Source organism: Streptomyces sp. B1I3, assembly GCF_030816615.1.
Classification (GTDB): domain Bacteria; phylum Actinomycetota; class Actinomycetes; order Streptomycetales; family Streptomycetaceae; genus Streptomyces.
Genome location: NZ_JAUSYD010000001.1, coordinates 5,980,875 through 6,000,315, shown reverse-complemented (window position 1 = coordinate 6,000,315; position 19,441 = coordinate 5,980,875). Strand labels below are relative to the sequence as shown.

At 71.4% G+C, this 19,441-nt stretch carries 15 protein-coding genes; 5 read left to right on the top strand and 10 right to left on the bottom strand.

Annotated elements, in window-relative coordinates; all coding sequences use genetic code 11:
- Window positions 1-8: 8 nt before the first annotated feature.
- Window positions 9-887 carry an AraC family transcriptional regulator gene (locus tag QFZ58_RS27245; RefSeq protein ID WP_307127543.1) on the bottom strand — a complete coding sequence of 293 codons (879 nt, stop codon included), beginning with the start codon at window positions 885-887 and terminating at the stop codon, window positions 9-11.
- A 125-nt stretch (window positions 888-1,012) separates the two neighbouring features.
- On the opposite strand from QFZ58_RS27245, the gene QFZ58_RS27240 reads away from it, so the two are divergent.
- Entirely contained in the window at window positions 1,013-2,818 is a 1,806-nt protein-coding gene (locus QFZ58_RS27240) for a beta-galactosidase family protein (protein WP_307127542.1), read from the top strand.
- Window positions 2,819-2,872: 54 nt separating this feature from the next.
- Here the strand turns inward: QFZ58_RS27240 and QFZ58_RS27235 are convergent, their stop codons facing one another.
- Window positions 2,873-3,649: a trypsin-like serine protease gene (locus QFZ58_RS27235; protein ID WP_307127541.1), complete on the bottom strand. Its 777-nt coding sequence runs from the start codon at window positions 3,647-3,649 to the stop codon at window positions 2,873-2,875.
- Window positions 3,650-3,898: 249 nt separating this feature from the next.
- Here QFZ58_RS27235 and QFZ58_RS27230 point away from each other — a divergent pair, with 249 nt between their 5' ends.
- On the top strand, window positions 3,899-4,840 hold the full coding sequence (locus QFZ58_RS27230; RefSeq protein ID WP_373428595.1) for a hypothetical protein: 942 nt from the start codon (window positions 3,899-3,901) through the stop codon (window positions 4,838-4,840).
- 36 nt (window positions 4,841-4,876) lie between these two features.
- Window positions 4,877-6,019 carry an ankyrin repeat domain-containing protein gene (locus tag QFZ58_RS27225; protein ID WP_307127540.1) on the top strand — a complete coding sequence of 381 codons (1,143 nt, stop codon included), beginning with the start codon at window positions 4,877-4,879 and terminating at the stop codon, window positions 6,017-6,019.
- A gap of 119 nt (window positions 6,020-6,138) precedes the next feature.
- On the opposite strand, the gene QFZ58_RS27220 is transcribed toward QFZ58_RS27225, so the two are convergent.
- The 3 genes from QFZ58_RS27220 to QFZ58_RS27210 all read right to left on the bottom strand — a co-directional run bounded on the left by QFZ58_RS27220 (window position 6,139) and on the right by QFZ58_RS27210 (window position 9,196).
- Window positions 6,139-7,797: a DEAD/DEAH box helicase gene (locus QFZ58_RS27220; RefSeq protein WP_307127539.1), complete on the bottom strand. Its 1,659-nt coding sequence runs from the start codon at window positions 7,795-7,797 to the stop codon at window positions 6,139-6,141.
- A gap of 194 nt (window positions 7,798-7,991) precedes the next feature.
- Window positions 7,992-8,195: a cold-shock protein gene (locus QFZ58_RS27215; RefSeq protein WP_015607926.1), complete on the bottom strand. Its 204-nt coding sequence runs from the start codon at window positions 8,193-8,195 to the stop codon at window positions 7,992-7,994.
- Between the two features lie 500 nt (window positions 8,196-8,695).
- Entirely contained in the window at window positions 8,696-9,196 is a 501-nt protein-coding gene (locus QFZ58_RS27210; protein WP_307127536.1) for a pyridoxamine 5'-phosphate oxidase family protein, read from the bottom strand.
- 161 nt (window positions 9,197-9,357) lie between these two features.
- Between QFZ58_RS27210 and QFZ58_RS27205 the strand changes: the two genes are divergently transcribed.
- Window positions 9,358-9,648, top strand: a complete 291-nt coding sequence (locus QFZ58_RS27205) for a hypothetical protein (RefSeq protein WP_307127535.1) — start codon at window positions 9,358-9,360, stop codon at window positions 9,646-9,648.
- A 4-nt stretch (window positions 9,649-9,652) separates the two neighbouring features.
- Here the strand turns inward: QFZ58_RS27205 and QFZ58_RS27200 are convergent, their stop codons facing one another.
- Window positions 9,653-10,246, bottom strand: coding sequence for a HutD family protein (locus QFZ58_RS27200; protein ID WP_307127534.1), 594 nt, complete (start codon window positions 10,244-10,246; stop codon window positions 9,653-9,655).
- A complete protein-coding gene (locus QFZ58_RS27195; RefSeq protein ID WP_307127533.1) occupies window positions 10,243-10,986 on the bottom strand; it encodes a VWA domain-containing protein in 744 nt (247 codons plus the stop codon). Before QFZ58_RS27195 ends, QFZ58_RS27200 begins: the two co-directional genes overlap by 4 nt.
- 201 nt (window positions 10,987-11,187) lie before the next feature.
- Between QFZ58_RS27195 and QFZ58_RS27190 the strand changes: the two genes are divergently transcribed.
- A complete protein-coding gene (locus QFZ58_RS27190; protein ID WP_307127532.1) occupies window positions 11,188-12,102 on the top strand; it encodes a rhomboid family intramembrane serine protease in 915 nt (304 codons plus the stop codon).
- 138 nt (window positions 12,103-12,240) lie between these two features.
- Here the strand turns inward: QFZ58_RS27190 and QFZ58_RS27185 are convergent, their stop codons facing one another.
- From QFZ58_RS27185 to QFZ58_RS27175, 3 genes are all read right to left on the bottom strand, one after another.
- Window positions 12,241-13,701, bottom strand: a complete 1,461-nt coding sequence (locus QFZ58_RS27185) for a glutamate synthase subunit beta (RefSeq protein WP_307127531.1) — start codon at window positions 13,699-13,701, stop codon at window positions 12,241-12,243.
- Window positions 13,694-18,253 (bottom strand): glutamate synthase large subunit, encoded by a 4,560-nt coding sequence (gene gltB, locus QFZ58_RS27180; protein ID WP_307127530.1) that lies wholly within the window; start codon window positions 18,251-18,253, stop codon window positions 13,694-13,696. Before gltB ends, QFZ58_RS27185 begins: the two co-directional genes overlap by 8 nt.
- Before the next feature lie 415 nt (window positions 18,254-18,668).
- Window positions 18,669-19,403: a VIT1/CCC1 transporter family protein gene (locus QFZ58_RS27175; RefSeq protein ID WP_307127529.1), complete on the bottom strand. Its 735-nt coding sequence runs from the start codon at window positions 19,401-19,403 to the stop codon at window positions 18,669-18,671.
- Window positions 19,404-19,441: the final 38 nt, after the last annotated feature.

Below are 19,441 nucleotides of genomic sequence, written 5' to 3'. Positions count from 1 at the left end.
GAGCCTGATCAGCCGGGCGCGATCATCGGTGGGTGGTCGGGGTCCGGGACACGGTCGCTCCAGCCGCCGGGGACGCTGCGCCCCTGTTGTTCGCGGAAGCGGACCGGTGCCGTGCCCACGCGGCGGGCGAACAGCCGGGAGAAGTAGGCGGGGTCGTCGTAGCCGACGCGGCGGGCGACGGCGGCGACGGGCAGGTCGGTGGCGGCGAGGAGTTCCTTGGCGCGGCCGAGTCTGATGCCGAGGAGGTAGTCCTTGGGGCTGCAGCCGGCTCCGCGCCGCACCGCGGTGCGCAGTTCCGCGGGTGTCATGCCGTGGCGGGCGGCGTGCTCGGCGACGGACAGGGGCCGGCAGGCGTCGCGTGCCAGGGCTTTGAGTACGGGGTCGCCGTCGGGGCCGGTGTCGGCGCGTGCCCGGCGCAGCGATACGAGCAGTTCGTGGACGGCGGCGCCCGCTTCGACGTCCAGGAGGGGGTTTCCGCGGTGTGCGGCGCGCACGATGCGGCTGATGGCGGCGCGTGGCCCGGAGGTGTCGGTGAGGGGGACGAGGGGGCGGTCGGGTTCGATGTAGCCGAGTTCGGTGTAGGTGGTGACGGCGGGCCCGGTGAAGTCGACGAAGCTCTCGTCCCAGCCGGTGGGGTCGGCGCCGTAGTGGTGGGGGGTGCCGGGGGTGAGCCAGATGAGGCTGGGGGCGGTGACGGCGGTCCGGCGGCCGTCGGTTCCGCTGAACCAGCCGCTGCCCGCGTTGACGAGTACGGCGACGTGATGGTCGAGGGTGCGCGGTCCGACGGTGGGCAGGGCGCCGTGCTGGAGACCGACCCCGAGGCAGGCCAGTCCGAGTCGGTGGTGGTGCGCGCCGGGTGTGAAGAAGCGCATCCAGGTGTGGTACATCGGCTTCCCACCTCCTGTCGGGTGCTGCGTCCAAGCAGGAGTGATCTTTCTCCATGGACGGGCCTGGCACCAGGGGGCGAGGCTGATGTCAGTCGATGGATTCGCGCAGAGGAGCGTACGGGGCGATGGCTGACTTCACCGTGGGGGACGACGATTTCCGGCTGGACGGCAGCCCTGTGCGCCTGCTGTCGGGGGCGCTGCACTACTTCCGGGTGCATGAGGAGCAGTGGGACCACCGGCTGTCGATGCTGCGTGCGATGGGCCTGAACTGTGTGGAGACGTACGTGCCGTGGAACTGGCACGAGCCTCTCGAGGGCGGGTTCCGGGACGTGGGGGCGCTCGGCCGTTTCCTGGACGCGGCGGAGCGTGCCGGGCTGATGGCGATCGTGCGGCCGGGGCCGTACATCTGCGCGGAGTGGGAGAACGGGGGGCTGCCCGCGTGGGTGACGGGGCGGTTCGGCCGCCGGGTGCGGACGCGGGACGCGGGCTACACGGCGGCGGTGGAGCGCTGGTTCGGTGAGCTGCTTCCGCAGGTGGTGCGGCGCCAGGTCGGCACGGGCGGCCCGGTGGTCATGGTGCAGGTGGAGAACGAGTACGGGAGTTACGGCTCCGATCCGGTGCACCTGGAGGACCTGGCGGGGTTGCTGCGCCGGTGCGGGGTGACGGTTCCGCTCTTCACCTCCGACGGTCCGGAGGATCACATGCTGTCGGGCGGTTCGGTGCCCGGTGTGCTGGCCACGGTGAATTTCGGGTCGGGCGCACGCGAGGCGTTCCAGGTGGTGCGCCGTCACCGGCCGCGTGGGCCGTTGATGTGCATGGAGTTCTGGTGCGGCTGGTTCGAGCACTGGGGGGCCGGGCCTGTCGTACGCGATCCGGCGGAGGCGGCGGACGCGTTGCGGGAGGTGCTGGAGTGCGGGGCTTCGGTGAATCTGTACATGGCGCACGGGGGAACCAATTTCGCCGGCTGGGCTGGGGCGAACCGGAGCGGTCCGCTGCAGGACCAGGCGCTGGCGGCGACGGTGACGTCGTACGACTACGACGCGCCCGTGGACGAGTACGGGCGGCCCACGGAGAAGTTCTGGCAGATGCGGAAGGTGCTGGCCGAGTACGCGCGGGGCCCGTTGCCCGGGCTGCCGCCGGAGCCGGTGGGGCTGGGGCGGACGGTGCGGGTGGAGTTGACGCAGGGCGTGCCGCTGGCGGGTGTGCTGGAGGCGTTGGGCGATGCGGAGGGCCCGGTGTCCGGTGTGCCGCCCACGTTCGAGGAGCTGGGGGTGGACCGGGGTGTGGTGCGCTACCGGGTGGACGTACCCGGTCCGCGGCAGCCGTACCCCCTGCGCGCCGCGGGGCTGCGGGACCGGGCGGTGGTGTACGTGGACGGGGTGCGGGCGGGTGTGCTGACCGAGGAGGACCACACGCTGGACGTGCCGGTCGCGGGCCCGGCGCAGGTGGAGCTGTGGGTGGAGTCGCTGGGCCGGGTGAACTACGGGCCGCGGCTGGGCGAGCCGAAGGGCATCACGGGCGGGGTGCTGCACGAGCGGCAGTTCCTGCACGGGGTGCGGGCCCGGGGGTTGCGGCTGGATGCCTTCGAGGTGCCGGGGGCGGTGGCGGGGATGCGGTTCGGAGGTGTCGGGGAGGCGGGGCCGACGGGTCTGTTCCGGGGGTCCTTCGGCCTGGGGGGTGAGGCCGAGGCGGATCACGCGGGTCTGGAACTGCCCGGCTGGGTGCGGGGGTTCGTCTGGGTGAACGGGTTCTGTCTGGGTCGCTACTGGTCGGCGGGACCGCAGCGGACGCTGTACGTCCCGGGGCCGGTGCTCCGTGAGGGTGTCAACGAGGTGTGGGTGCTGGAGCTGGAGGAGGCCGGGGCCCCGTTCGTGGAGCTGGGCCCGGGGACGCCCGTCAGGACGGGTGTCCCCGGGGATGCGCGGGGGTGATCCGGGTCGGGCGAGCCGGGTCAGGCGGGTCAGGTCAGACGGGCCGGGCGGGGGTCATAGGGTCGCTGCCGCGGACGCGATGGCGGAGGCGAACGTCGAGACCTGGGTGTAGACGCCGGGGTAGCCGGCGCGTGCGCAGCCCTCGCCCCAGCTGACGATGCCGACCTGGACCCACGCTCCGGCGTTGTCCTTGCGGAACATGGGGCCGCCGGAGTCACCCTGGCAGGTGTCCACGCCGCCCGTGCTGACGTATCCGGCGCAGATCTCGTCGCTGGGGACGAGGTCGCTGCCGTAGGACTGCTGGCAGACGGAGTCGGAGACGTAGGGCACGGTCGCCTTCAGCAGGTAGCGCTGCTGGGCTCCGCCCTCGGTGGCCGAGCCCCAGCCCGCGATCGTGAAGGTGCCCGTGTCGTACGCGGTGGTGGTAGCGATCTTCAGGGTGGGCTGGCTGATCGGCTGGGCGAGCTTGATCAGGGCCCAGTCCTTGCCCGAGCCGTTGTAGCCGGGGGCCCGGAGGACCTTGGTGGACCGGACCTTGACGGCACTGGACGACTGGAGGTCGACGACGCCGGCCGTGGCGGTGATGGAGGTGTTGTTACCGGACCCGTTCACGCAGTGCGCGGCGGTGAGCACGATGTTCGGGGCGTAGAGTGCGCCGCCGCAGCCCATGGAGAGCCGGACCATGAAGGGGAATTCGCCTTGGGCGGCGCGGGTGCCGCCGACGACGGGGGCGGGGGCCGCCGAGGCGCCGGAGGGCTGGAGGCTGATGGTGGCGAGGGCCACCGCGGCTATGACGGAACATCTCTTGAGCGCGCGCAGAAGCTGCTTCAACTGACTGCCTGCTTTCGTGTGGGGAACGGGGGGTGTCGGTGCAGGCGTGCGGGCGTGCGGGTCCGGGTCGGGCACCACCACGAGGGTTTTCGGCATGCTCCCGACAAGAACGGTCCGATTATCGGGAAGCGATCACCGATGACACAAGGCAGGCTTTCCGGCCAAGATCCCCGGCCGGTCAACCGGCCCGCTCCCCCACGGGTCCCCCTACAGTGAAGGTCCTTGGGCGTCACAGATGGGGGTCCGGACGTGAACGACGTGAACGGCGTGAACGGCGCCGCGGGCGGCGCGGACAGCCCGGGTGGCGGCGGTCCCGTCGTCCACGGGTTCCCGCACCTGGACACCGTCCGGTCCGCGATCACCGCCCTCTACCGGCGGATCTCCCCCGACGGGGTGGGCCGGTACGCCACCAGCCTCGTCCCGGCCGACGCCGCCTTCTCCGACGTCGACGACCTGCACCTCGGCGCGCAGCGGGTCGCCCACGCGCTGGTGCGGCACCTGCGTCTGCCGGAGGCCCGGATCATCGTCGGTTTCCGGCCGATGGAGCACGCCGCCGGCGTCGAACTGACCGCGGGCCCCGAGTACTTCATCGAGCTCAACGACCGCTTCCGTACGCACCGCAGGGACATCGGGGCCGCCCTGTCGCACGAGATCACCCATGTCCTGCTGCACCGGCTGGGCCTGGAGTTCCCCGGGACCCGGGACAACGAGATCCTCACCGACACGGTGACGGCCTATCTCGGCGCGGGCTGGCTCCTGCTGGACGCCTTCCGCCAGGACGCGGACTCCAGCCAGAAGCTGGGCTACCTCACACCGGAGGAGTTCGGATACGTCCTCGCCAAGCGGGCCCTGCTCTTCGACGAGGACCCGGCCGTCTGGTTCACCAGCCCCCAGGCGTACACGGCGTACGTCCGTGGCCGGGAGCGGGCCCTGCTCGACCTGCGGCGGCCGCCGCTGACGGCCGCGGGGTGGGCGGGACGCCGTCGTTACGCGAAGGACCGGCGGCACGCCCGGGAACACCCGGGCGCACACCGGGACCCGGCCGTTCCGTACGGGTTCGAGAGCGAAGCCGCCGGGCTGCGGGTCTCCTTCGCCTGTCCCACCTGTCACCAGCGCATCCGGGTTCCCGTCCGGGGCCGGGTACGCGCCCGGTGCGGGCTGTGCGGCACGGTACTGGAGTGCGACACCTGATGCGGGCGGGCTCCGGGGCCGTCGTAGGGTCGAACCATGACGGACGAGCCGGCCGGGGGCGCGAGGAGCCTCTTCACGGCGCTGTACGACGGTGACAACGCCGTCGTACGGGCGCTGCGCGCGGGTGCGTCCGCCGAGTCGTGCGACGAGGAGGGGACCACCGCGCTGTACCTGGCGTCCGTGGAGGACCTGCCCGGCACGGTCCGGTTGCTGCTCGCGGCCGGGGCGGATCCGGACCGGGCGAGTGGCCCGCAGGCGGGCGACCTGCCGCTGTGCGGGGCGGCGTGCGGGGGCCATGGCGACGTCGTCGAGGCGCTCCTGGCCGCGGGGGCCGGACCCGACCTGCGCGAGGAGTTCGGTTTCACCGCGTTGCGCTGGGCGGTCGGGCTCGGCCACGCGCGGGTCGCGGAGATCCTGCTCGCGCACGGCGCGGACCCGGATCTGCCGGGCCCGCAGGGCGAGTCCCCGCTGGTGGTCGCGGCCCGGCGGGGGTCGGTGGCCACCGTGCGGACGCTGCTCCGGCACGGCGCGGGCGATCTGGCGCGGGCGCTGGAGGAGGCACGGCGCACGCAGGCGCCGGACGTGGAGCGGGAACTGCGCGACGACCTGCGCGCCATGTACGGGGACGGCGTCGACGACGACGCCAGGGTGCGCCGTTCGCAGGTGGACGGCGCGGAGACGGTCACCGTCGAACTGGTGCGGGACGGAGAGCCGTACGCGTCGCTGGACCGGCAGACGGGACACGGCGCGATCGCGACGCTCCTGGAGGCCGGGCTGGGCCTGCGGGCGCCCTTCGGGGAGCTGGCGGCACGGGCGCTGCGCGACGGGGGCCCCGGCCTGGAGAACTGGCGCGTGGTCGTCGGGGCGTTGCGGGAGCGCGGCGACGAGGAAACGTTTCAGGCGGCGGCCGCCTGGGCGGCCGGCGACGATCCGCTGCGGCAGCTCCTCGGTGTGGAGGTGCTGGCGCGGCTCGGCTTCCGTGGCGGTGCCAAGCCGTTCGCCGCGCGGGCCGTGCCGCTGCTGCGGGAGCTGGCGCGGGCGCCGGTGGGTGTGCCGGGACCCCGGTCGGTGCACGAGCCCTTGGACGCGCGGGTGGACTCGCGGCTCGTCAGCCGCGCGACGTGGGCTCTCGGTCAGTACGAGGGCCCGTCGGACCCGACCGGGAACGGGGACATCTAGGGCGTGCCGCCAGACTGTGCGGGCCCGCCGACGGAGTGCGGCGGCCGGTCGACCGGGTGTGCCGGCCCGCCGACGGGGTGCGCCGGCCGTGACCGGCCGGCGCACCCCGTCGATGCGGGTCAGGCGGCCCGGCGTCCCCGCCCGGGCGCACTGCCGCGCCCGGTGCCACCGGCCCGGCCGGCTCCGGCCCCGCGGCCGGAAGCGCCCGCGCCGCCGGCGCCACCGCGTCCGGCGCCACCGCGTCCGGCGTCACCCCGCGCCGTGCCGCCGCCCTGCGCGGCACCCGCGCCCGCACCGGCACCCGAACCACCGCGTCGGCCGCGGCCCCGGCTGCCCGAGCGGACGGGACCGCCCGTGCCGGAAGCCGAACCCCCGGCGCGCGTACGCGGCTTGGGCTGTACCGGCTGCGGCACCTCGATGACGACCGCTATGCCGGACGGCTCGCGGGCACCCGTGATCCGGGTGAGTTCCTCGTCACTGGACTTGATCCGGGTGGTGTGGGGAGCGATGCCCGCGTCGGCCATCAGCCGGGTCATCTCCCGCTTCTCCTCGGGCAGCACCAGCGTGACGACGCTGCCGGACTCACCGGCGCGGGCCGTACGCCCGCCGCGGTGGAGGTAGTCCTTGTGGTCGGTGGGCGGGTCCACGTTGACGACCAGGTCGAGGTCGTCGACATGGATACCGCGGGCCGCCACGTTCGTCGCGACCAGGGCGGTGACCTCCCCGGTCTTGAACTGGTCCAGCGTCCGGTTGCGCTGCGGCTGGGACCGGCCGCCGTGCAGGGCGGCGGCCCGCACGCCGCTGGCCAGGAGCCGCTTGGCGAAACGGTCGGCCGCGCGCTTGGTGTCCACGAACATGATCACCCGGCCCTCGCGGGCGGCGATGCGGGTGGCCACGGCCTTCTTGTCCGTCTCGTCCGCCACGTGCAGCACGTGGTGCTCCATCGTCGTGACGGCACCGGCGGACGGGTCGACGGAGTGGACGACCGGATCGGTGAGGAACATCTTGACCAGCCGGTCGATGTTCTTGTCCAGGGTCGCGGAGAACAGCATCCGCTGCCCGTCCGGCTCGACCTGCTTGAGCAGGGCGACGACCTGCGGCATGAAGCCCATGTCGGCCATCTGGTCGGCCTCGTCCAGGACGGTGATCGCGACCTCGTCGAGCCGGCAGTCACCGCGCTCGATGAGGTCCTTGAGCCGTCCCGGGGTGGCGACGAGCACCTCGGCGCCGCGGCGCAGGGCCCCGGACTGCCTGCTGATCGACATGCCGCCCACGACCGTGGCGACCCGGAGGTTCACGGACGTCGCATACGGCGTCAGCGCGTCGGTCACCTGCTGGGCGAGCTCACGGGTGGGTACGAGGACCAGGGCCAGCGGGGCGTGCGGCTCGGAGCGCCGGCCGGCGGTACGCGCCAGCAGTGCCAGGCCGAAAGCCAGGGTCTTGCCGGAGCCGGTGCGCCCGCGGCCGAGGATGTCCCGGCCGGCCAGCGAGTTCGGCAGGGTGGCGCCCTGGATCGGGAACGGGTCGGTCACACCCTGCGCGGCGAGGGTCTTCAGCAGTGCGGCGGGCATGTCCAGGTCGGCGAACGCCTCGACGCCGGGCAGTGCGGGAGTCATGGTTTCCGGCAGGGCGAATTCGCCGCCCTGCTGCGGTGCGGGCTTGCGCCGGGCCGGTGCCTTGCCGGCCCCGCGGGTGTTCGTCGCCTGTGCCCGGTCCGGTCCGCGCCCCCGTGTGGGGCGGTTGCGGGTCGGTCGGTCCTGGCGTTCGGAGCGGGTCATACGGAATTGCCCTCCTGGGGGATTCCTGGGGTTACTGCCGACTGCTGCGGACTGCTTGATGTGCGCCCCAGGATGCAAGCACAGAGCAGGTGTCCCGGAAACGGAACGAACCGGGAGGATGAGCCGGAGACAGCACAAACCGGGGCCCGCACCTTCACGGTGCGGGCCCCGGCTGCGAGGTACGCGTCCGGCGATTAGGCCGGGACGATGTTCTCCGCCTGCGGGCCCTTCTGGCCCTGCGTGACGTCGAAGGAGACCTTCTGGCCCTCCTGGAGCTCACGGAAGCCCTGGGTGGCGATGTTGGAGTAGTGGGCGAAGACGTCGGCGCCGCCGCCGTCCTGCTCGATGAAGCCGAAGCCCTTTTCCGAGTTGAACCACTTCACGGTTCCAGTAGCCATGTCATTCTCCTAAAAGAGGTGCAGTGCCGAGAATCCGCACTTTACGAATTCCAAGTCGCCGCATTGAGCCCCATCCGGAGAAAGCCGGAAAACAATAATGCGCCTGAGGAGGGTTCCCGTCAGGCGCACATAAAGTTCATGGGTACCAAAACTGCAACTCGGCAACCGTAGCACGTTCTGTCGGCGAACGGCAGGTCCGCCTCCGCGCGGCGTGGCGGAGTCGGCTGACCAGCGCGGTCGGCGAGGCCGTTCCCGGCGGGTTCCGCAAAGGTTCCGCAGGGCGTCCCGCGCAGTTCTCCCAAGGGTTGTGAGCCTTTCGCCGCATGGCGAATCGCGGCCGTCCGGGATGTTCGGCGAGCGGGCGCCCGCCGGAATGCCGCATGCGTGGGTCCTGGGCCACCGGCGGGTGGCGGAACCGCAGTATCCCGGGCACACCACTGCGCCGGACGGGCGGTCCCGCGGGCGGCCCCGGCCGCATGGCTGCCGGGGCCGCCAGGACCTCACGACTCGCGGGGCGGGCTGTCGTCGCCGGTCCGGCGCAGGGTGCGCAGCGGGTGGCCGGGGCGCCAGACCTGGATGACGAGGTCGTCGCCGTCCAGTCCGGTGCGGACCACCTCGGCCGGCTCGGCACTGAAGAGGAGGAACGGTTCAGGAGGCGTGACCTGCTCGGCGAAGCGGGCCCGGACGCCGGCGTCGGTCACCTCCACGGCGGTGCCGGAGATCCGGACGTCCGCGTCGGCCATGGTCGCGTCGGGACCGGGGTTGGCCTGGATGGCGAAGCGTGGATCGCGCCGCAGGTCCAGGGCCTTGCGGGAGTTCGGCATCATGCCGAACCACAGGTGGTCGAGCCGGAACTCCACCTCCAGGCCGGTGACGCGGGGTGAGCCGTCCGCGCGGACGGTGGCCAGGACATGGTGCTTGTACTGCTGGAAGCGTTTCTGCACGGCATCGGCGAAAGCCGGTTCCGCCGCGTGGAAGGCGTGCCACGAACTCGGTGTCATGGGTGCCATGGAACCCTGTAATCACGACACCCTCTGTCGTGTATCCCGGGCGCCGGGGCGGTGTCACCGGATCGGATGCCGTCCGCTCGCGCGCGTGGTGTGCTGGAGGGGGCAGGCCGTCGCCCCGGCGGCCGGGAGGGCCCCCGCCCGAGGAGATTCAGATGGCAGTCTTCATGCACGCAGTCCTGTCCGGTACCACTCCCGAGCAGTACGACGCTCTCAACGCCGAGTTGCACGCCCTTCCCGGTGACACGTTCGCCGGATGCCTAGCCCATGTGTGTGTGCGGACGGACACGGGCCTGGAGATCTACGACCTCTGGGAGTCCGAGGAGGCCATGGACGCGTTCGGTACGCGCATGATGCCGGTCGCCGAGAGGCTGGGGCTGCCGCAGGCGTCCGGGCGTCCCGCCGTGTCGCCGGTCCACAACCACTGGCTGCCGGGAGCGGCGTGACGGGTCACCGGCCGGGGAGGGTGACCACCGCCGCGTAGCCGTGCGTGCGCAGGACGCCCGCCGGAGCGCCGGTGACCAGTACGGCGTCGTGGCGGAGCAGCCGGAGGTCCGTACCGCCGCCGGGCGCCCCCTCGGGTGCCGCGCCCTCGAACACCGCGCCGTCCTCCAGTGCGACGGCCACCACCGTGCCTCCGTCCGGCGGGATCAGCCGGACCGAGCCCCGGACGACGGCGGTCGAGGCCGGCACGCGGTCCCTGCGGTACATCACGTTGAGGTTGACGACCGGGCCGTGGAGGAGGCGGCCGTGGGTCTCCCTGTCGCCCGGGAAGTCGTGGGGCCACAGCGGCTCGTCGACGATGTGGTGTTCGCCGCCGACCAGGAGGTCCATGCCCTCGCCCTCGACGACGGTCAGGGTGCGGTCGATACCGGGGAAGAGGGAGAACGGGCCGTCGCCGGCCACCTCGGCCAGGCTGATGCGCCAGTCGAAGGCCCCGGCCGCCGCCCCTTCGGGGGCAACCGCGATGTCCCGGGTGACTCCGCCGCCGTTGCGCCAGGGCGTGGCCCCGCGGTCGGCCGCCCGCAGTACGCGCGCGGTCACCGGACGATGCCCTGGGCCGTCGCCGCCGCCAGCCAGTGCGGGAACTCGCCGACCAGCCGGTCGTACAGCTCACGGTCCCCGACGCGGCGCGGGTCCGGTCCCGCGTGGAAGAAGCCGGCGTTGTCGACGGGGCGCTCGGCCGGTACGGCGAGTTCGTCGAGCTTGCGCAGGAAGTCGAACTGGGAGCTCCGCTTGTCGCCGAAGCCGATGAACTGCCAGAACAGCGGCAGTTTCGCCGCCTTGCAGAGATGGCGTTCCGCCGCGTGCTTGCTGATCGGCCCGCCGTCCGTCTGGAAGACGACGAGGGCGGGCGCGGTCGGGTCGCTGTCGAGGTAGTGGTCGATGACGGCGTCCATGGCCACGTGGTAGCTGGTCCTCCCCATGTGCCCGAGGCCCGCCACGATCGTGTCGATGCGTCCCTGGTGGTCGTCCAGGGCGATGTCGGTGACGGCGTCGATCCCGGTGGAGAAGAAGATCACGGGCACCCGGCCGTCGTCGTCGAGGTGGGCCGACAGTCCCAGCACCCGGTCGGCCAGCGCCTGGACGCTGCCGTCCTTGTAGTACTCCCGCATCGAGCCGGAGTAGTCGAGCACGAGGTAGACGGCGGCCCGTCCGCCGCTCATCCCGTGCTTCTCCAGCGAGTCCTGCGCCCTCTTGTACAGGCTGACGAGCGCGGGCGCCGTCTCCCGCACCTTGCGCAGGCTGATGGCCGGACCTGGGGTGGCGGGCGTGCCGGCCATGACGGTCTCCGATCCGGGGCGTTCTCGGCGGGGCGGGTCACCTCGTCGCCGGGCGTGCCGTCGACTGCGTCCCCGGTGGCGGGACTTCAGAGCTTAAGGCACCTGTGGCCCCCGGAGCCCGGCTCCCCCCGGACGTTCGCTATCTTGAGCGCCGCCGCCCCGGCGGCCCCTCCTCTCCGTCCACGAACGAAGGAGCCGGCCATGGAGGCCGCCCCTACCGCCTGTTTCCGCCACCCGTCGTACGAGACGTACGTGCGCTGCACGCGCTGCGACCGCTACATCTGCCCGGACTGCATGCGCGAGGCCGCGGTCGGCCATCACTGCGTGGAGTGCGTGCGGGAGGGGCACCGTTCGGTCCGTCAGGCCCGCTCCCTGTTCGGCGGCGCGGTGCCGATGGCCGCGGCCCCCGTGGTCACGTACGCGCTGATGGCGCTCAACGTCCTCGCGTACGTCGTCGAGGTGGTGCGGTCCGAAACGGTGGACCGGTTCGGGATGCTCGGTGCGGTGCTGGTCGATCCGGCGGGCGGGCAGTACTACTACCAGGGGGAGACGTTCCCCGGCTTCGACCTGATCGGGGTGGCCGGCGGCGAGTGGTACAGGCTGGTGACCGGTGCCTTCCTGCATCTGCCGCCCGACTCGTCGTTCGGGGTGATGCATCTCGTCTTCAACATGCTCGCCCTGTGGAACGTGGGCCGCGTCGTCGAGGGCCAACTCGGCCGGGCGCGTTACCTGGCGCTGTACCTGCTGTCCGCGGTGGGCGGTTCGGTGCTGGTCTACCTGGTCTCGCCGGAGACCACCGCGGTCGGGGCGTCCGGGGCGGTCTTCGGGATGGCCGCTTCCTTCTACGTCATCAACCGGCGCCTGGGCCGGGACATGCAGGCGGTCAACCGCTTCATGGCCGGCTTCCTGCTCTGGATGGTCCTCTCCGCCGCGTTCACCTCGTGGGAGGGCCACCTCGGCGGCCTCCTGACGGGTGGCCTGGTGACCTACGGGCTCGCCTACGCCCCGGCGAGGCTGCGGACCTCCGCGATGCAGCTGGCCGGCGGGGCGGTCCTGGTCGGGCTGCTGGCCGTGGTGGTGGTCATGCGGACGGCGTCCCTGACCGGTGCCGCCTGAGGGACGCCCGACCGCACCGGGCCGGGGCTCCGAGGCCACCGCGGACACGCCACAGCGCCCGCCCTGGTCCGGTCGGGGACTGGGCGGGCGCCGTGTTCAGTTCCGTACGCCGTTGTACGGGACGTCCGTGTGCCGTGATCAGACCATCAGTGAACGGTCCGTCGGGCGGATCGGGGCCGGCAGCGCGCTGGCTCCGGTGAGGAAGCGGTCCACGCCACGTGCCGCGGAGCGGCCCTCGGCGATGGCCCACACGATGAGGGACTGGCCACGGCCCGCGTCACCGGCGACGTAGACGCCGTCGACGTTGGTCGCGTAGTCCTCGTCACGGGCGATGTTACCGCGCTCGTCGAGTTCGAGGCCGAACTGCTGGACGAGGCCGTTGGCCTGGTCGGTGCCGGTGAAGCCCATGGCCAGGGTGACGAGCTGCGCCGGGATGACGCGCTCGGTGCCGGCCTTCTGCTCCAGCTTGCCGTCCTTGAACTCCACCTCGATCAGGTGCAGCGACTGGACGTTGCCGTCCTCGTCCCCCTCGAAGTGGGTGGTCGAGACGGAGTAGAGCCGCTCGCCGCCCTCCTCGTGCGCGGAGGTGACCTTGTAGAGCATGGGGAAGGTCGGCCAGGGCTGGTTGGCGTTACGGTCCTCGCCCGGCTTCGGCATGATCTCCAGCTGGGTGACGGAGGCCGCTCCCTGCCGGTGGGCGGTGCCGACGCAGTCGGCACCGGTGTCGCCGCCGCCGATGACGACGACGTGCTTGCCCTCGGCGGTGATCGGGGAGACCGTCAGGTCGCCCTCCTGCACCTTGTTGGCGAGCGGGAGGTACTCCATCGCGAAGTGCACGCCGTTCAGCTCGCGGCCCGGGACGGGCAGGTCGCGGGAGACGGTGGCTCCGGCGGCGATGACGATCGAGTCGTAACGGCGGCGCAGCTTCGCGGCGTCGATGTCACGGCCGATCTCGGTCTCCGTGCGGAACTTGGTGCCTTCCGCGCGCATCTGCTCGATGCGGCGGTTGATGTGCGACTTCTCCATCTTGAACTCGGGGATCCCGTAGCGCAGCAGGCCGCCGATGCGGTCGGCACGCTCGTAGACGACGACCGTGTGGCCGGCCCGGGTCAGCTGCTGGGCGGCGGCCAGTCCGGCCGGGCCGGAGCCGATGACGGCGACGGTCTTGCCGGAGAGGCGCTCGGGCGGCTGCGGGGTGACGTCGCCGCTGTCCCAGGCCTTGTCGATGATGGAGACTTCGACGTTCTTGATGGTGACGGCCGGCTGGTTGATGCCGAGCACGCACGCCGACTCGCAGGGAGCCGGGCACAGCCGCCCGGTGAACTCCGGGAAGTTGTTCGTGGCGTGCAGGCGCTCGGACGCGGCGGACCAGTCCTCGCGGTAGGCGTAGTCGTTCCACTCGGGGATGAGGTTTCCGAGCGGACAGCCGTTGTGGCAGAACGGGATGCCGCAGTCCATGCAGCGGCCGGCCTGCTTGCTGATGATCGGCAGCAGCGAACCGGGAACGTAGACCTCGTTCCAGTCCTTGACGCGCTCGCCGACGGGACGGGTCCTGGCGACCTCGCGTCCGGTGGTCAGGAAGCCCTTGGGGTCAGCCATTGGTCGCCGCCTCCATCATCTTCTCGGTGGTCTCCTGCTCGGAGAGACCGGCGAGCTCAGCGGCGTCCTTGGCGGCGAGCACTGCCTTGTAGGTGGACGGGATGATCTTGCGGAACCGGGCCACCGCGGTGTCCCAGTCGGCAAGCAGCTTCTCGGCGACCGTGGAACCGGTCTCCTCCTGGTGGCGGCGCACGACGTCGTGCAGCCACTGCTCGTCGACCTCGTCGAGCGCCTCGACGGCACCGAGGTTGCCGGTGTTGACGTTGTCGGGGTCCAGGTCGATGACGTACGCGATGCCCCCCGACATGCCTGCGGCGAAGTTGCGTCCGGTCTCGCCGAGGACGACCGCGTGACCGCCGGTCATGTATTCGCAGCCGTGGTCGCCCACGCCCTCGGAGACGACGGTGGCACCGGAGTTGCGGACGCAGAAGCGCTCTCCGGTCCGGCCGCGGAGGAAGAGCTCGCCGCCGGTCGCACCGTAGGCGATGGTGTTGCCCGCGATGGTGGAGTACTCGGCGAGGTGGTCGGCCCCGCGGTCCGGGCGGACGACGACACGGCCGCCGGACAGGCCCTTGCCGACGTAGTCGTTGGCGTCACCCTCCAGGCGCAGGGTGACACCGCGCGGTAGGAACGCTCCGAAGGACTGGCCCGCGGAGCCCGTGAAGGTGATGTCGATGGTGTCGTCGGGCAGGCCCGCACCACCGAACTTCTTGGTCACCTCGTGGCCGAGCATGGTGCCGACGGTGCGGTTGATGTTGCGGATCGCGATCTGGGCCCGGACGGGCTGGGCGGTCTCGGCGCTGTCGGCGCCGAGGGCGTCGGCGGCGAGCTTGATCAGCTCGTTGTCGAGGGCCTTGGCCAGGCCGTGGTCCTGTTCGGCGATCTGGTGGCGCACCGCGCCCTCGGCCAGCTCGGGCACGTGGAAGAGGGGCGCGAGGTCGAGGCCCTGTGCCTTCCAGTGCGTGATGGCCCGGTCCGTGTCGAGGAGTTCGGCGTGGCCGACGGCCTCCTCGATGGTGCGGAAGCCGAGCTCGGCGAGGATCTCGCGGACCTCTTCGGCGATGAACTCGAAGAAGTTGACGATGTATTCGGCCTTGCCGGAGAACCGGTCGCGCAGGACCGGGTTCTGGGTGGCGATGCCGACCGGGCAGGTGTCGAGGTGGCAGACGCGCATCATGACGCAGCCGGAGACGACGAGCGGCGCGGTCGCGAAACCGAACTCCTCGGCGCCCAGCAGCGCGGCGATGACGACGTCGCGGCCGGTCTTGAGCTGGCCGTCGGTCTGGACGACGATCCGGTCACGCAGGCCGTTGAGCAGCAGGGTCTGCTGGGTCTCGGCGAGGCCGAGCTCCCAGGGGCCGCCCGCGTGCTTGAGCGAGGTGAGCGGGGACGCGCCCGTGCCGCCGTCGTGGCCGGAGATGAGGACGACGTCCGCGTGGGCCTTGGAGACGCCCGCGGCGACCGTTCCGACGCCGACCTCGGAGACCAGCTTCACGTGGATGCGGGCCGCCGGGTTGGCGTTCTTGAGGTCGTGGATCAGCTGAGCCAGGTCCTCGATGGAGTAGATGTCGTGGTGCGGCGGGGGCGAGATCAGGCCGACACCCGGGGTGGAGTGCCGGGTCTTGGCGACCCACGGGTAGACCTTGTGGCCGGGCAGCTGGCCGCCCTCGCCGGGCTTGGCGCCCTGCGCCATCTTGATCTGGATGTCGTCCGCGTTGACCAGGTACTCGCTGGTCACACCGAAGCGGCCGGAGGCGACCTGCTTGATGGAGGAGCGGCGTGCCGGGTCGTACAGCCGGTCCGCGTCCTCGCCGCCCTCACCGGTGTTGGACTTGCCGCCCAGCTGGTTCATGGCGATGGCGAGGGTCTCGTGCGCCTCCTGGGAGATGGAGCCGTACGACATGGCGCCGGTGGAGAAGCGCTTGACGATGTCGGAGACGGACTCGACCTCGTCGATGGAGATCGGCTCGCGGCCCGACCTGAAGCCGAACAGACCGCGGAGCGTCATGAGGCGCTCGGACTGCTCGTTCACCCGGCCGGTGTACTTCTTGAAGATGTCGTACCGGCGGTTGCGGGTGGCGTGCTGGAGCCGGAAGACCGTCTCGGGGTCGAACAGGTGCGGCTCGCCCTCGCGACGCCACTGGTACTCGCCGCCGATCTCCAGCGCGCGGTGCGATGCGGAGATCCCGGAGGCGGGGTACGCCTTGGCGTGACGGGCGGCGACCTCCTTGGCGACGACGTCGAGTCCGGCGCCGCCGATCTTGGTGGCGGTGCCGTTGAAGTACTGCGCGACGAAGGCCTCGTCCAGGCCGACGGCCTCGAAGACCTGGGCGCCGCGGTAGGAGGCGACGGTCGAGATGCCCATCTTGGACATGACCTTCAGGACGCCCTTGCCGAGGGCGTAGATGAGGTTGCGGATGGCCTGCTCGGGCTCGATGCCCTCGATGAACGTGCCGGCGCGGACGAGGTCCTCGACGGACTCCATCGCCAGGTACGGGTTGACGGCGGCGGCGCCGTAGCCGATGAGCAGGGCGACGTGGTGGACCTCGCGGACGTCACCGGCCTCGACCAGCAGGCCCACCTGGGTGCGCTGCTTGGTGCGGATGAGGTGGTGGTGGACGGCCGAGGTGAGCAGCAGCGAGGGGATCGGCGCGTGCTCGGCGTCGGAGTGCCGGTCGGACAGCACGATCAGGCGGGCGCCGTCCTCTATGGCGGCGTCGACCTCGGTGCAGATCTGCTCGATGCGGGCGGCCAGGGCCTCACCGCCGCCGCCGACCCGGTAGAGGCCGGCCAGGGTGGCGGCCTTCATGCCCGGCATGTCGCCGTCGGCGTTGATGTGTATGAGCTTGGCCAGCTCGTCGTTGTCGATGACCGGGAAGGGCAGCGCGACGTTGCGGCAGGTCGCCGCGGTCGGCTCCAGGATGTTGCCCTGGGGGCCGAGCGTGGAGCGCAGCGAGGTGACGAGCTCCTCGCGGATGGCGTCCAGCGGCGGGTTGGTGACCTGGGCGAACAGCTGGGTGAAGTAGTCGAAGAGCAGCCGGGGGCGCTCGGAGAGCGCGGCGATCGGTGAGTCGGTGCCCATGGAGCCGAGGGGCTCGCCGGCGGTGCGGGCCATCGGGGCGACGAGGACGCGGAGCTCTTCCTCGGTGTATCCGAAGGTCTGCTGGCGGCGCGTGACGGAGGCGTGGGTGTGGACGATGTGCTCGCGCTCGGGGAGGTCCTCGAGTTCGATCTCGCCGGTTTCCAGCCACTCCTCGTACGGGTTCTCGGCGGCCAGGGACGCCTTGATCTCGTCGTCCTCGATGATGCGGTGCTCGGCGGTGTCGACGAGGAACATCTTGCCGGGCTGGAGGCGTCCCTTGCGGACGACCTTGGCCGGGTCGATGTCCAGGACGCCGACCTCGGAGGAGAGGACGACGAGGCCGTCGTCGGTGACCCAGTAGCGGCCGGGGCGCAGGCCGTTGCGGTCGAGGACCGCGCCGACCTGGGTGCCGTCGGTGAAGGTGACGCAGGCCGGGCCGTCCCAGGGCTCCATCATCGTGGAGTGGTACTGGTAGAAGGCGCGCCGGGCCGGGTCCATGGAGGCGTGGTTCTCCCAGGCCTCTGGCACCATCATCAGCACCGAGTGCGGAAGGGAGCGCCCGCCGAGGTGGAGCAGTTCCAGTACCTCGTCGAAGGAGGCCGAGTCCGAGGCGTCCGGGGTGCAGACCGGGAAGATCCGGTCGAGCTGCGCCTCGCCGAAGAGGCTCGAGGCGAGCTGGGACTCCCGGGCCTTCATCCAGTTGCGGTTGCCCTTGACCGTGTTGATCTCGCCGTTGTGCGCGACGAAGCGGTACGGGTGTGCGAGCGGCCAGCTCGGGAAGGTGTTGGTGGAGAAGCGGGAGTGGACCAGCGCGACCGTGGTGGCGAAACGGGGGTCGGAGAGGTCCGGGAAGAACGGCTCCAGCTGCCCGGTGGTGAGCATGCCCTTGTAGACGATCGTGCGCGCGGAGAGCGACGGGAAGTACACCCCGGCCTCACGCTCGGCGCGCTTGCGCAGGACGAACGCCTTGCGGTCCAGCGCGATGCCGCTGCTCGTGCCGTCGGCGACGACGAGCTGGCGGAACTCGGGCATGGTGGCGCGGGCGCCGTTGCCGAGGATGTCCGGGGTGACCGGGACCTGACGCCAGCCGAGGACGTCGAGGCCCTCTTCGGCGGCGATCTTCTCGATCTGCCGGACGGACTGGGTCGACTCGTCCGCGGGCAGGAAGGCGATGCCGACGGCGTACGTGCCGGCCTCGGGGAGCTCGAACGTGACCGCTTCGCGCAGGAAGGCGTCCGGAACCTGAAGAAGGATGCCGGCGCCGTCACCCGAGTCGATCTCGGATCCGGTGGCGCCGCGGTGTTCGAGGTTGCGCAGTACGGTCAGCGCCTGCTCGACCAGCTCATGGCTGGCCACACCGGTCAGAGTGGCCACGAACCCGACGCCACAGGCGTCGTGCTCGTTACGGGGGTCGTACATCCCCTGCTGAACGGGGCGACCGTCCATGGGCGACCAGGCGTCGGAACGCATCGGCTCTCCCGTCGTCGTCGTGGCATGTGCTGTGCCGAGGGACGACGTTGGCCCTCTGCGAAATTTCGTGCAGGTTACATGATGGAACGCTTCTCAAAAAGCGGATAGGTCGTTCCAACATGCGGACACCACGGAGCCGTGGCGTCGGTGGTCGCGATCGGAAGGACCCGTACGGATCACAGTCCGGAGAAACCGCAGAGAGCAGGCGTCGTTGCCTGCGGTCTACGGCTATTGCCCCGCGGTCATGGAATTGAAACCGCCGAGTAACGGCTACTTATGTGTAGCACTGCATAGTGTCTCATTTTACGGCCGCAGCGGCCGATCCGCCCAGGGACCTGCGCCAAGACGTACGTCACACCCGGATGAGGACCCGGGCGGGCGGACACCACAAGCGGTTGAACAACCGGGAACGTCCTCAGCTTCCCACCGCGACACCGAAGAGGGTGCCCAGGCCGTAGGTGAGCGCCGCGGCAGCCCCGCCGAGCACGAGCTGGCGCAGTCCGCTGAACCACCAGCTGCGCGCCGTCACCCTGGACACCACCGCACCGCAGGCGAACAGGCCGATCAGCGCGAGCAGCACGGCGGGCCACAGTGCGGTGGCCCCGAGCAGGTACGGCAGTACGGGCAGCAGGGCGCCCAGCGCGAAGGCGCCGAAGGACGACACGGCGGCGACGAGCGGGGAGGGCAGGTCGCCGGGGTCGATGCCGAGTTCCTCGCGGGCGTGGATCTCCAGCGCCTGCTCGGGATCCTTCGACAGCTGCCGCGCGACTTCCTGCGCGAGCGCGGGCTCGACCCCGCGGGACTCGTACAGTGCGGCGAGCTCCCGCATCTCGTCCTTGGGGTGCTTGCGCAGCTCGCGCCGCTCGATGTCGAGCTCGGCCTCGACGAGTTCGCGCTGCGAGGCGACGGAGGTGTACTCGCCCGCCGCCATGGAGAACGCGCCCGCGGCCAGACCCGCCAGGCCCGTGATGACGATGGTCTGGTGGGAGACAGCTCCGCCGGCGACGCCGGTCATCAGGGCGAGGTTGGAGACCAGGCCGTCCATGGCACCGAAGACCGCGGGCCGCAGCCAGCCGCCGTTCACGTCACGGTGGGTGTGATTGTCCCGGTGCGCCTCGTGCAGTACGGCGTCGGTCTCGATGATGGCCACAGCTCTCCCCATTCTCCGGAACGGGCTTTCGACGTTCC

What these genes read in the sequence shown, in the direction of transcription:
- QFZ58_RS27245 (WP_307127543.1), bottom strand. Translation starts at nt 887, where the DNA reads ATGTACCACACCTGGATGCGCTTCTTCACACCCGGCGCGCACCACCAC.
- QFZ58_RS27240 (WP_307127542.1), top strand. Translation starts at nt 1,013, where the DNA reads ATGGCTGACTTCACCGTGGGGGACGACGATTTCCGGCTGGACGGCAGC.
- QFZ58_RS27225 (WP_307127540.1), top strand. Translation starts at nt 4,877, where the DNA reads ATGACGGACGAGCCGGCCGGGGGCGCGAGGAGCCTCTTCACGGCGCTG.
- QFZ58_RS27220 (WP_307127539.1), bottom strand. Translation starts at nt 7,797, where the DNA reads ATGACCCGCTCCGAACGCCAGGACCGACCGACCCGCAACCGCCCCACA.
- QFZ58_RS27215 (WP_015607926.1), bottom strand. Translation starts at nt 8,195, where the DNA reads ATGGCTACTGGAACCGTGAAGTGGTTCAACTCGGAAAAGGGCTTCGGC.
- QFZ58_RS27210 (WP_307127536.1), bottom strand. Translation starts at nt 9,196, where the DNA reads ATGACACCGAGTTCGTGGCACGCCTTCCACGCGGCGGAACCGGCTTTC.
- QFZ58_RS27205 (WP_307127535.1), top strand. Translation starts at nt 9,358, where the DNA reads ATGGCAGTCTTCATGCACGCAGTCCTGTCCGGTACCACTCCCGAGCAG.
- QFZ58_RS27195 (WP_307127533.1), bottom strand. Translation starts at nt 10,986, where the DNA reads ATGGCCGGCACGCCCGCCACCCCAGGTCCGGCCATCAGCCTGCGCAAG.
- QFZ58_RS27190 (WP_307127532.1), top strand. Translation starts at nt 11,188, where the DNA reads ATGGAGGCCGCCCCTACCGCCTGTTTCCGCCACCCGTCGTACGAGACG.
- QFZ58_RS27185 (WP_307127531.1), bottom strand. Translation starts at nt 13,701, where the DNA reads ATGGCTGACCCCAAGGGCTTCCTGACCACCGGACGCGAGGTCGCCAGG.
- gltB (WP_307127530.1), bottom strand. Translation starts at nt 18,253, where the DNA reads ATGCGTTCCGACGCCTGGTCGCCCATGGACGGTCGCCCCGTTCAGCAG.